This is a genomic window from Rodentibacter mrazii, assembly GCF_001998825.1.
In the GTDB taxonomy this organism is placed as follows: domain Bacteria; phylum Pseudomonadota; class Gammaproteobacteria; order Enterobacterales; family Pasteurellaceae; genus Rodentibacter; species Rodentibacter mrazii.
In genome coordinates this window covers 1-10,963 of sequence record NZ_MLHG01000047.1, presented here as the reverse complement: position 1 = coordinate 10,963, position 10,963 = coordinate 1, and the positions used below count along the sequence as shown (strand labels likewise).

The following is a 10,963-nucleotide window of genomic DNA, read 5'->3' as shown; positions in this document are numbered from 1 at the left end:
CGTTGTCCTATCTTTTCTCTCAAAATTTAAACTTTTCTCATTTTATACGTTTTTCTATACATCATCAAAATAGTAAAAACTATTTACTGCAAATAGATTTATCTATAAAATATATAAAAAACTATTCAAAGGAAGGGTATGAACAAAATTATTAAATCTGTAATTGATGAATGTGGTGGACAAAAAAAATTAGCAAAAATCTGTAATGTTAAACAACCTACAGTTCATCGTTGGCTAAAAGGCGGTGGGATCAACGCCAAATACATCCCACTTATCGCTAGAGCGACTAACGGTAAAGTAACCGAAAGTGAGATTTTAGCCTCATTAACTGAAGGCTAATTTACCTGATTTGGAGTAAATGAAAACCATAAAAAACCACAGGAAATTATGGCAATGAAGAAAACGATTATTGAAATGCTCGAGCGTGTGCCGGGCGGTAAAGCGGCGGTCGCAGGATTTCTCGGTTTGAACGAGGCGCAGTTAAACAACCGCTTGTATCAAACCAAAGGGCAACGCTTTACCAATGAGGAATTGTTGGCTATTCAACAAGAGTACGGCTTAACCGATTTTACCGATGAGATTTGTCGCTTATCGGGTGGTCGGTTTGTGCCGAATGTGGCAACAGACGAATTAGACAATGCGGAGTTATCTTTCTTGCAGATTCAAGAATTATCTGCACGAGGGTTACTTTACAAAATCTTAGAGCAGGCATTGCAAGACGGTGAAATAACCTCACACGAGGAAGACAAAATCCGTCAAGCCTTGAGCAAGCATTTATCGGCAACGCAGCTTTCTGTTGAGAGTGTGATTTTCCTGAATAAGAGGCAATGAAAATGAACGCAGAAGATTTCATCATCAAACATATTCGCAACCAACTGATTCAGGGGGGGCGGATATGGTTTCGGTCAATCAAGCAACTGAGATGTGCTTGCAAGCATATCGTAGCCGAAGTTCCTTTAAACCTGACGTCATGACGTATTTGTTGGATAAGGCTAAACGGTTTATTGGCAATAAAAACCGTCGAAACAAAGCTAATTTAAACCCAATAAAAAACCACGGCGGCAACCGTGGCTAATCAATTATGGAAAATTAACTGTGAAGAATGTTAATCAAAACGAGAAAACAAGTCAAACGCAAAATAACCGTATTTTGCACTATCTACAAAATGGCAACCGGCTTACATCACTTGAAGCCTTGCGATTATTTGGTTGTATGCGGCTTTCTGCGCGTATTTATGATTTAAAAGAGCGTGGTTATCTAATTGAAGATGAATTTGTTCACGATGAGCAAACAGGCAAATCTTACAAGGCGTATTTTATGAGGGATAGCGTATGAGATTCAGCAGTTACATCAACAATCAAAAATGCCTTGAGTGGGGATTGAATGCTAATCAAGGTGCATTGTTCGATCTATTAAATCAAGCCTCTTCTTGGGCTTCTGAAGTCGTTGTTGATGGTGTCGTGTATTACTGGGTATCTCGCCATAAAGTTATTGAAGAATTACCTTTGTTTTATAAAACCGCCGATACCGTTTATCGCCACTTTACAGAACTTGATGATAAAGGTCTGATTGTTTATTTAAAACAAGGTAAACACGGAGACAAAGATCTCATTCGTCTAACTGAAAAAGGCAAAAGCTGGAATGAATTTAGGTCAGATTTAGGTCGGGATAACTCGGAAATAAATCCGAGTTTATCTCCTGAACTCGGAAATGAATCCGAGATAACTCGGAAACAGATCCGAGATAACTCGGAAATAAATCCGACAGATAATATAACTAATAATAAAAATACAACAGATCATAATAATAAAAAAACTACGCAAAAAAGCGAGGATGAAATTTTGCTTGAGCAGTTTGGCGTAACCGGTCAGCTTGCCAAAGATTTTATTGCTCTCCGCAAAGCGAAAAAAGCACCAATCACCGAGACGGCACTAAAACTATTCAACAGCCAAGCACGCAAGGTGAACCTATCAATGCTTGAGGCAGTACAAGTAGCAATCAGTCGAAACTGGGCAGGATTTCGTGAGGATTGGTATCTTAAATCACTGCAACAAAATAAATCTAACCCTAGCTCTGCAAAACCAAGCGCACACAACGATTTTAATCACCGTGATTATGGTGAGCAGATTATGCCGGATTGGGCAGTGGAGAGTGCGGTATGAAAACAAAATCAGATTTAATTTCAAAGTTAGATATTTTGAAAATCGAACTATCAAATTCACTTAATGGATTGCCGTTGGCGGACAACTTGCCGGAGCCTGATTCTAGAAAAGCGATTTGTGATAAACACGGCGGGTTTATCCAGTGGTCAAGAATGATGCCGATGTTAAACAGAGAATTCACCACTCGTTGTCCTGATTGTTTGCGTGAAGAAATAAAAAAACTTGAATTAGAAATCAATAAATTTGATGACGAAGAACGCCAAAAGCGTATTCAGACGCTAAAAGAGCAATCAAATATCCCATTGAGATTTGCTCAAGCGAGATTTGAAAATTACCAAGAAAACGCTAAAAACAAATTCGCAAAAACTGTTTGCCAACGCTATGCCGAAAAATGGAAAGAACGCTTTCAACAAGGTGGCGGATTGGTTTTCTGTGGTAAGCCCGGAACCGGTAAAAATCATTTAGCCTGTGCGATTGCCAATAGCGTGATTGAAGAGCATCAATCCGATGTTCTTCTTACCACAGCAATGAGAATTATCCGAAAAGTAAAATCAACTTGGGATAAGAATGCTGAGATGACGGAAGATGATGTGATTCAAGTCTATTGCCAAAAGGATTTGTTGATTATTGACGAAGTGGGCGTTCAGTTTGGTACGGATGCAGAAAAAATCATCTTATTTGAAATCATCAATGAGCGTTACGAGCAAATGCGTCCGACTATCATCATCAGCAATTTAACCGAGGCTGAATTAAGTAATTATGTTGGTGAGCGTATTATCGACCGAATGAAAGAAGGAAAAGGGGCGGTAATTAAATTTGACTGGGAGAGCTATCGAAAATGACCGAATTTAACAAAGACCTCTACTGTACGCCACGTTATGTTTTCCGTTGGTTAGAACATCGTTTTTATTGGTTTCATTTAGACGGTTGTGCCAATGAGAAAAATGCATTACGCCCACGTTGGATAGGACCGGGTAGCAAAATTTGTGAGGATTTTTTATCGGATGATTTACTGGACCGTTTACTTGACGAAGTGGTTGAACAGGCAGATATGTTACGCATTTTCGTCAATCCGCCTTATAGCGACCCTCTGCCCTTTGTAAAACGTGCGGCGGAACTTAAAGAGGCTGGTTATCTCGTGGTGATGTTGTTGCCGGCGGACAAATCAACCAAGTGGTACAAAGTAATTCAAGAAAACGCCACAGAGGTTATCGATATTATCGGCGGGCGGATTAATTTCTTACACCCTGTTACCGGTGAAGAAGTGAAAGGAAATAACAAACCCTCAATAGTCGCCGTGTTTGACCCGTTTATGCAAGGGTTCGTTACTCGTCAAGTGGAATTGGATTTTGTGAAAAAGGTCGGTGGGTATTATGGCGGACAATCGTTTTAAATGCCCTAAGTGTGGAGCAGATTTAGAGGATTTATGGGATGGTGAACCGGTGTCTGTTTTTATTGGCGAATGGTCGGAGGATAGATTTAGATGTAACGGCCACTTAATTAAGCCCGTCCCATACCCACAGGCAAGTGAGCAAAGTGCAGTGAATCGCACGAAATCGTGCGGTTATTTTGGATTGGAAGTGTTGGGTGTGGAGTGTCAAGAATGATTATTCCGATGATTAAAAATGCCGGAGGCGTATTTGTTCCAGCTGATGAAATATATTTGCCGGAACTAACCGGGTTCAAAAATGGCGAGCTTTACAACATTGAAATCAAGAAAACTCGCAACCCATCATTTCACCGTAAGGTCTTTGCCTTTTTTAAATTCTGTTTCGATCATTGGGCTGCAGATAAAACCGAATGGAAATACTTTGATGAGCGTAAACAATTTGACACGTTTCGCAAGCATTTAACTGTACTGGCAGGGTTTTATGAAACTACTTACAACATAAAAGGTGATGTACGGATTGAGGCACAATCTTTGAGCTACGGCAACATGGAACAAGACGAATTTGAAAAGTGTTACTCCGCATTAATCAATGCGGCACTCAAAGAAATTTTCGGTAATACCACCGATGAGAATGTTATCAATCAGCTTTATGCGTTTTTTTAAGGAGAAATTTATGAACAATATCTATCAAAAAATTGATGGTAGCCAATACAAAAACATTTATGTTGTTGGTGATATTCACGGCTGTTATGACCTGCTAATGGAAGAATTAAATCTAGCCCGTTTTGATAATAACACCGATTTATTAATTTCAGTTGGTGATTTAATTGATCGAGGCTCACAAAATCTTGATTGCTTAAATCTCATCACGCAGCCTTGGTTTAAAGCAGTGATGGGAAATCACGATCAAATGGCAATTGATGGTTTGCTTGGTAACAACTTAGATATGTTGGCGTGTTGGATTATGAATGGGGGTAACTGGTTTTTTAAATTAACGGATGAAGACAAGGCTAAAGCCTTAGATTTATTCAAAGCGTGTAAAAAACTGCCACTTGTCCTTGAATTGGCGATGCCAAACGGTAAGAAAGTTATCGTGGCCCATGCAGATTATCCTGATAATGTTTATGAATTTGATAAACCGGTATCAAGTAAAGATGTGCTGTGGAGTCGAGACCGTATAGAGAATAATAGTGAAATGATAATTGAGGGAGCGGATATGTTCATTTTCGGTCATACACCGGTACGGGAGCCATTAAAACTAGGTAATCGGTTTTATATCGATACAGGGGCAGTTTTTAACGGAAATCTCACATTGGTGAAATTAGACTAAACAGAGGGGCAAAAATGGAATTTAGAGACTTGATTATTTTTGGTTTTGCATTGGCAATTTGCATATGGTTTGAGAATTATTGGGATAACCGGAGCAAGTAAAATGGCTAAGAAACCAAAAGAATATAAATGCAAAATCTGTAGTAACTATTACGTTAAAACGGTGAGCAGTTTACAAAAAGTCTGCTCACCAAAATGTGCCATCGCTTTAAGCAAAGCACAATCTCGCAAAAAACGAGAGATGCTTGAAAAGCAAGAACGCTTGGCGACAAATCAGCGAATGAAAGCCTTGAAAGAAAAACTAAAGTCAAAAGGTGAATTAACGTCTGAGGCACAAAGTGCGGTCAATAAATACATCCGATTGCGTGATGAAAATAAGCCTTGCATTTCTTGTGGTCGCCCACTTGTGAAAGAACAATTTGGCGGTGGTTTTGACGCAGGACATTTCCGAAGTCGTGGCTCTGCACCGCATTTACGCTTTTATACGCTGAACATCGCGGGACAATGTAAAAAATGCAACCGTTGGGGCGGTGGAATGTATGACCAATTCCGCATAGGGCTTGTTGAGCGACTGGGGGCAGAAAAAGTGGAAGCGATAGAAAGCGATCAACGCCCACGCCATTATAGAGAGGACGATTTAAGACGAATTAAACAGATTTTTGCTAAAAAAGCGAGAATGTTAGAAAAACGAAGAAAGGGATAAGGAGCGGATATTGTGAAATCGGTATTTAAAGATGTGGATGAAATGTGTATCAGTTATGGTCAATGGTCGCGAGATAATCCGGGAACAGCATATCCTTCAATGCAGCCTTTTATGCGTGAAGCAAGTTTTGAGGATAGATATAAAGTCTTGCCAATGAATGATGAACTGGGAATGACAATTCACGAAAAATTGCTCATTATGCAGAAAATATCGCCTTTGCTATTTGAAGTTTTTATGCGGAAATATGTAGGAAGGGAAAAGCCAATAAAAATCCAAATAGCAATGAACATAGCAAGAGATTCTTACAAACGCTATCTTTTTGCCGCCAAGCAATCACTCTTGTTAATGCTATCTGAAAATCAGTGCATATTTTTAGCTTAGAAAATAACCAAAAAGCTCAAGAGATTGAGCTTTTTTTGTGTTTTGTGATCTAGATCGTAGAGAGTGCTTGAGTGTCTTTATACAATGAAACTCTTTTTATGCGTTATTAAGAGCTAAATGTAGAGGAAAAATGAATGTTTAATAAGATATTTGCCAAATTATTTACCAAAACAAAAATTGAGCAAAAATCAAAAGGAGAACCATTGCCGCAAGATCAAGATGTAATAGATCTCAATATTGAATTAAAAACAGAAGTTATTGCTAATCCGCAAAAAATAACCTCCCCTCTTATTTCAGAAAATGAAATCATCTTTGAACGACAATTAATTAAAAGAATAGAAAATGCCTTATCAGAATATGATTTTGTAAAGAAAGAAAAGATTGCGTTTCTTGCTGAGGAATTAATAAAAGATAGATTAAAGCATTCAAAAAACCTGTTATCTTTAGATGAAAAAAGGTCGTTAAATCTCAATACGAGATCGAAGTATGCTAGAGAATTTATTGAGTGTTTTATCAATGTTGAGGATTTTGACTTTGATCCAAAATTCTTTTGTAGAAATTTAAAAAATACAGAACAATCAATATTATGGTGTCTAAATAATATTGAGGAATTAAAACAAAAAGGATTTGTGAAAAGAGTTGAATTGGAAGGTAAAGGGCTGTGGAATAATAAGACTTATGATATTGATAAAATTCCTCCAATGGAAAAAATTGATTATACAGAAGAACAAGTTTTATTTTTTGTTATAGCTAAAGTTGATTATTAGAAAATACCCCTTGATCTCAAGGGGCTTTTTTATTATGATTAATAACAAGGTCTCAAAAGCCTTTTCATTCAGCGGTAATCCGCAACCGAAATCCTTTGCGGTTTTTTTGTATCTAAAATTTGTGATCTCTTTTCTCTTTCCTACAATTTTTGTACAAAAAGGTAATTTAAAATCTATGATCGGCGGTGCGAGGAATACAACACCGAAAGGGAATAACTCCGCTAGACTGAATGCTAGTTTTGAGCCGCTGATCACCCTAACTCAAAATTAGGGCTTCTTTCAGAAGGAATCATTCAGATGTCTAGCCAATTAACTATTCTTAATACAAAAATCCGTTCCTTGGATGGTCTTTTTTCTTTAAATGATTTTCACAAAGCAAGTGGAGCTGAAGAACATTTACGCCCTAGTAAATTTATGCGTAATGAACAGACTAAAGATCTTGTATCCGAGATTGAAAAAGACCAAAGCCCAAATTTGGGCTTAGCTTGTAAATCCTTACGTGGGGGATTAAATTCTGGTGTTTGGGCTTGCGAAGAACTTGTCCTCAGTTACGCAATGTGGATCAGTCCTAAATTCCATTTAATCGTATTGCGAGCATTTTTAGCAATGCACCGGAATGAACCGAAACAGCTTGCTTTGCCTGAGCCTCAAATCAGCAAAAGCGATTTAAAAACACTCCTAAAAATTCACCAATACGCAAATCGTTGGAAAGAGTTTCAACAAGCGATAAGCAATGGCGGTGAAACCTCAAACAATGTTCTAAAACAGGAAATCGCAACGTTATACTCACGTTACGATGACAATGACGGCTATCTTTTTATCTTTAGCCCGAATGTAGAACAAGATGTGCAACAGGCTAATGAACTATTAATGAGATTAGTTAAAAATCAATAAATCCAACCCGCCATAGAGCGGGTTTTTCTTTGCTTGTCTTTCGACAAATTGATTTAGATCAAACTAATTTTCTAAATAGATTAAATTTTACTCAAAAGATATTTTTTTACTATTTAATATAGTTTTTTCTATTTACAAAGAATAGAAAAAACTATATTATACACACATCAAAACAAAACACCCAATAAGGAAAACAAAATGGCTTACATCAATCAAGAAATGAAAAAAGTGCTTTTATGGGAAGTTGAAAAAGTATTGCCAAAAAGCTGGAAAGTGTCGGCAAGAATTAAAAATTCAATGAAAATCTGCTTAACACTAAAACTTGATAAAAAATCAAAAGCGGAATATGAGGACTACCTCGAAAAAATGGCAGAAGCACAAACCCTACAAGCAAAACAAAAACTAAAAGAAGAAACAAAGGTCGTTTTCCTTATTAACAGAATCAGAGAGGCGTTAAACAGTAAAAACTACGATAACAGCATTGTAGAACAAGATTTTCATCAGGTTAATTATTACAGTGAAGTTTTGATTGCTTAAGAATTTTTACCAAGCCCTTTGAGGAGGGCTTGAATAAAGGTTCTACCTTTACCACCCGAGCAAGTCGAAAGACTGAAAGCAAAAGCAAGCAGAGACGGTGGATTGCTCTTTAAAAATTGAGTGTATAGGTAAGTGTAATAATCATAGGAGGCATTATGCCAAACATTACTTTTTACCTAAAACTAACCGTAGATGATCAAGAGTTTGAATATGCTTTAACGGAAGAAGCCACCGAAAATGAAATGTTGAGTTCTGAAAGACCGCAATTATTTTTCGATAGCTTGTGCAGACAAGTTGAAAAACGAGTAAATACGAAAAAACTTAATCATCGATTAAGTGAAATAAGCATTGATGACAAAGTGTCTGAGCCGTATTTAAAGAAAAGACAAGCTAAGAATTGTTAGATCCCTCAAGATGATTTTGGATTTTAAAGCTATCCGATTCATCATAGCGATAACGTGCTTGATACTCCACTTCGATTGCTTTAGCCAGTTCAAATAGTTCGTGAGCTAAAACATCGTAATTTAATGGCTTAGATTCTTCCGGCATTAAAGCGGCTGCAAGCTGTAAATATTCAAAACGGTTTAAGTCTCTCATAGTGTTTTCCTTTTTAGTCGTGTTTAAGGGAAAAACATTATACCCCTGCCTTTCGGGGAAAAGAAAGGCACTTACCCATACACTCAATTAATGCTCTTTAACAGATTGAATAACACCCTTAATTTTAATTATGGCGAATTACCCCTAATTAAAGTACGCAAGCTAGGCGTGGGTGGCTGAGGTAACAAGCACAATATTTTTCATTGTTTACTGCATTTTCTTTTAATTACGCCAAAACTAATTTGACCATTACAACGTAATGCAATTTGATGGATTAAGCGGATTATCACATTAAGTGCGGTAAACAATGGAAAAGAGAGAAAAAGGGAGTCAGAAATGGCAACAATCACAATTTTAGGCAAACCGGGCGAAATCAAAGCCCGCAATATCGGTCCGAAAGGACGAGAAGCAAGAATGTTTGAAAAGTCCCGAAAAATAACCGCACTTTGGGAAAAGGCTGTGGTTAAACCAAGCAAAGTTGATAGTGCAATCAACCTTGCCGGCAGAGACAAAAAGCTGGTAGATATTGCCAATTACAGCTGCGTAAAAGGCAGGGTTAAATCAAATATGGTTCGAGCCACACAGAAACGACAAATGGGTTGTCGGGAGTTGGTGAGAATTTAAGTTTAGAAAGAGGAATTAAAAATGGAAAAAAGTAAATTTTATGAAGCTGAAAGTGTAAAAAGTGCAACAGTTGACGCTATTCAGAAAGAAAAAATTATTGAAGCAATTTTACAATCAATTAAAAATTGCAATTATTATGATGGTTTAGAAATAAGCGCTTGTAAAGCCATCTCTAACATCAATAAATTTAGTGATGCAGAAATTAAAAGCGAATTAAAAGATGAAGCCGGAACAGATTTATCAGGGTTCAATTAATTCTGCCATAAATCAGAAATCTTGTTAATTGCTCTCATTGTAGCAAAATCATTGTTCGAGCAATCAAAAACACCTATTCGATCATCTGAATCAATAAACTGATTTAAGTAATCTCTACATTCTTCAGCTGTATGTGATTTTGACTGAACATACCATACCGATTCAAATAGCTTAGCATAGGTTCCATAAGATTTAATTGCATCAATTAATGTTTTGTAATCACGTTGATTTCTTAAATCATATGTAACAATAAGATTTGGCATAATATTTTCCTCGCATTAATTGTATCCTCGATGTAGTCGCATACAAGGGGACTTGAGCCTTACAAGCGTAAAGAAAGGCAAATGTTGCTGAACATCAAAATCAGCCGTAACCCTTAGCATTTGATAGAGATACGATAACGCCTCTATGGTTTATAGATAAAAAGCTAAGGTAAGCTATAAACTAAAGCAGGTTCAGGTACTTGCACTACTTGAAATCGGAGATACTGCGTGCTTTAAGCCGATATTTGCAAGGAAAAGCTCATAAACCCAGTTAGCCTTTCTGTAAAAAAGGCGCCATCAAAAACCGCTCTCAAAACCCTGTGCGAAGCAATTCTCCCAATCTTCTTGAAATCAACCGAGAGCGGTTTTTAATGACATAGAGACCCAGTCTCACTCCGTTTGCCCACTGTAACAGGTGGGCTTTTTTGTACCTGAAATTCAGCAAAGGATGAATTATGTGTGAATGTATCAATGATTACAAATTAAAACTCGCCGAACATTTGAGAAAGCAAGGCATTGAATTGGTTGGTGGTGTATCTCTTAACACAGCATTTCCAACTAGAAATTTTGAAGTTCTTGGAGAAAGAACCGTGGTAGAAGTCGCATATGTTGAAAAAGTAACATCAAAAAATGGGAATGTGCGTGAAGTAAAACGTAAAACAAAAATGATTAATGATTACTGTCCATTTTGTGGCAATAAATATGACTAAAGGAAACAAAAAATGAAGAAACGAAAGAAACGCCAAAACCAAAGAAAATGTAGCCAACGAAACCAAACCGCTATGCGCTCTCGCACCGTATTTCTCAACGAACCACCGAAAAAGGACACCATTATGCACAAATCAATCTTTGAATTTCTCGCCTTTCTTGGCAACCGCGCACTTGTTTTACTCGTCACCGCAATCGTAGTGATTACCATTTTTAGTGTCTCGCAAGCGTGGGGCAACCCCACCGACTGGCACAATAACGAAGTCAGCGAGCAGATAGGCAGTGAAACTCGTTGCGAACTTAAAGGCGGCGTATATGAAAACGGACTTTGTTTACCGCCTAATTTAACTCCG

General features: G+C 37.5%; 21 protein-coding genes and 1 pseudogene. 20 read left to right on the top strand and 2 right to left on the bottom strand.

Annotated features, from left to right (window positions below; all coding sequences use genetic code 11):
• Positions 1-138 precede the first annotated feature (138 nt).
• The 16 genes from BKK47_RS07740 (at position 139) to BKK47_RS07660 (ending at position 8,567) form a co-directional block, all read left to right on the top strand.
• Positions 139-339, top strand: a complete 201-nt coding sequence (locus tag BKK47_RS07740) for a YdaS family helix-turn-helix protein (protein WP_077494289.1) — start codon at positions 139-141, stop codon at positions 337-339.
• 48 nt (positions 340-387) lie between these two features.
• Complete coding sequence (locus BKK47_RS07735; RefSeq protein WP_077494288.1) at positions 388-831, top strand: YmfL family putative regulatory protein; 444 nt, start codon at positions 388-390, stop codon at positions 829-831.
• Positions 832-895: 64 nt separating this feature from the next.
• Positions 896-1,075 carry a hypothetical protein gene (locus BKK47_RS07730; protein ID WP_077494287.1) on the top strand — a complete coding sequence of 60 codons (180 nt, stop codon included), beginning with the start codon at positions 896-898 and terminating at the stop codon, positions 1,073-1,075.
• A 20-nt stretch (positions 1,076-1,095) separates the two neighbouring features.
• Complete coding sequence (locus BKK47_RS07725) at positions 1,096-1,335, top strand: helix-turn-helix domain-containing protein (protein WP_077494286.1); 240 nt, start codon at positions 1,096-1,098, stop codon at positions 1,333-1,335.
• Positions 1,332-2,162, top strand: a complete 831-nt coding sequence (locus BKK47_RS12615) for a hypothetical protein (RefSeq protein ID WP_208603967.1) — start codon at positions 1,332-1,334, stop codon at positions 2,160-2,162. Before BKK47_RS07725 ends, BKK47_RS12615 begins: the two co-directional genes overlap by 4 nt.
• Positions 2,159-3,004 carry an ATP-binding protein gene (locus tag BKK47_RS07715; RefSeq protein WP_143529602.1) on the top strand — a complete coding sequence of 282 codons (846 nt, stop codon included), beginning with the start codon at positions 2,159-2,161 and terminating at the stop codon, positions 3,002-3,004. The genes BKK47_RS12615 and BKK47_RS07715 overlap by 4 nt, the downstream gene beginning before the upstream one ends.
• On the top strand, positions 3,001-3,555 hold the full coding sequence (locus tag BKK47_RS07710) for a DNA N-6-adenine-methyltransferase (RefSeq protein ID WP_077494285.1): 555 nt from the start codon (positions 3,001-3,003) through the stop codon (positions 3,553-3,555). The genes BKK47_RS07715 and BKK47_RS07710 overlap by 4 nt, the downstream gene beginning before the upstream one ends.
• Positions 3,536-3,769 (top strand): hypothetical protein, encoded by a 234-nt coding sequence (locus BKK47_RS07705; protein WP_077494284.1) that lies wholly within the window; start codon positions 3,536-3,538, stop codon positions 3,767-3,769. Before BKK47_RS07710 ends, BKK47_RS07705 begins: the two co-directional genes overlap by 20 nt.
• Entirely contained in the window at positions 3,766-4,215 is a 450-nt protein-coding gene (locus BKK47_RS07700) for a DUF1367 family protein (protein ID WP_180374210.1), read from the top strand. The genes BKK47_RS07705 and BKK47_RS07700 overlap by 4 nt, the downstream gene beginning before the upstream one ends.
• 10 nt (positions 4,216-4,225) lie before the next feature.
• Positions 4,226-4,882: a metallophosphoesterase gene (locus tag BKK47_RS07695; protein WP_077494283.1), complete on the top strand. Its 657-nt coding sequence runs from the start codon at positions 4,226-4,228 to the stop codon at positions 4,880-4,882.
• A 102-nt stretch (positions 4,883-4,984) separates the two neighbouring features.
• On the top strand, positions 4,985-5,584 hold the full coding sequence (locus tag BKK47_RS07690; RefSeq protein WP_077494282.1) for a recombination protein NinG: 600 nt from the start codon (positions 4,985-4,987) through the stop codon (positions 5,582-5,584).
• Positions 5,585-5,596: 12 nt separating this feature from the next.
• The gene (locus BKK47_RS07685) at positions 5,597-5,965 is read left to right on the top strand and encodes a hypothetical protein (protein ID WP_077494281.1); all 369 of its coding nucleotides are present in this window, start codon (positions 5,597-5,599) and stop codon (positions 5,963-5,965) included.
• A 134-nt stretch (positions 5,966-6,099) separates the two neighbouring features.
• The gene (locus BKK47_RS07680) at positions 6,100-6,732 is read left to right on the top strand and encodes a hypothetical protein (protein WP_077494280.1); all 633 of its coding nucleotides are present in this window, start codon (positions 6,100-6,102) and stop codon (positions 6,730-6,732) included.
• Between the two features lie 297 nt (positions 6,733-7,029).
• A complete protein-coding gene (locus tag BKK47_RS07670; RefSeq protein ID WP_077494278.1) occupies positions 7,030-7,626 on the top strand; it encodes a KilA-N domain-containing protein in 597 nt (198 codons plus the stop codon).
• 198 nt (positions 7,627-7,824) lie between these two features.
• Positions 7,825-8,163 (top strand): hypothetical protein, encoded by a 339-nt coding sequence (locus BKK47_RS07665; protein ID WP_077494277.1) that lies wholly within the window; start codon positions 7,825-7,827, stop codon positions 8,161-8,163.
• A gap of 155 nt (positions 8,164-8,318) precedes the next feature.
• Positions 8,319-8,567 carry a hypothetical protein gene (locus BKK47_RS07660; protein WP_077494276.1) on the top strand — a complete coding sequence of 83 codons (249 nt, stop codon included), beginning with the start codon at positions 8,319-8,321 and terminating at the stop codon, positions 8,565-8,567.
• Here the strand turns inward: BKK47_RS07660 and BKK47_RS07655 are convergent.
• A complete protein-coding gene (locus BKK47_RS07655; protein WP_077494275.1) occupies positions 8,554-8,760 on the bottom strand; it encodes a hypothetical protein in 207 nt (68 codons plus the stop codon). The two genes, BKK47_RS07660 and BKK47_RS07655, sit on opposite strands and share 14 nt — an antisense overlap.
• 336 nt (positions 8,761-9,096) lie before the next feature.
• On the opposite strand from BKK47_RS07655, the gene BKK47_RS07650 reads away from it, so the two are divergent.
• Positions 9,097-9,384 carry a hypothetical protein gene (locus BKK47_RS07650; RefSeq protein WP_077494274.1) on the top strand — a complete coding sequence of 96 codons (288 nt, stop codon included), beginning with the start codon at positions 9,097-9,099 and terminating at the stop codon, positions 9,382-9,384.
• A 21-nt stretch (positions 9,385-9,405) separates the two neighbouring features.
• Positions 9,406-9,639 carry a hypothetical protein gene (locus BKK47_RS07645; protein ID WP_077494273.1) on the top strand — a complete coding sequence of 78 codons (234 nt, stop codon included), beginning with the start codon at positions 9,406-9,408 and terminating at the stop codon, positions 9,637-9,639.
• Here BKK47_RS07645 and BKK47_RS07640 read toward each other — a convergent pair.
• Complete coding sequence (locus BKK47_RS07640; RefSeq protein WP_077494272.1) at positions 9,636-9,902, bottom strand: hypothetical protein; 267 nt, start codon at positions 9,900-9,902, stop codon at positions 9,636-9,638. The two genes, BKK47_RS07645 and BKK47_RS07640, sit on opposite strands and share 4 nt — an antisense overlap.
• A 455-nt stretch (positions 9,903-10,357) precedes the next feature.
• Here BKK47_RS07640 and BKK47_RS07635 point away from each other — a divergent pair, with 455 nt between their 5' ends.
• Both BKK47_RS07635 and BKK47_RS07630 read left to right on the top strand, forming a co-directional pair.
• Positions 10,358-10,612 carry a hypothetical protein gene (locus BKK47_RS07635; RefSeq protein ID WP_077494271.1) on the top strand — a complete coding sequence of 85 codons (255 nt, stop codon included), beginning with the start codon at positions 10,358-10,360 and terminating at the stop codon, positions 10,610-10,612.
• A 12-nt stretch (positions 10,613-10,624) separates the two neighbouring features.
• Positions 10,625-10,963, top strand: a pseudogene (locus BKK47_RS07630) (hypothetical protein); the annotation flags it as partial.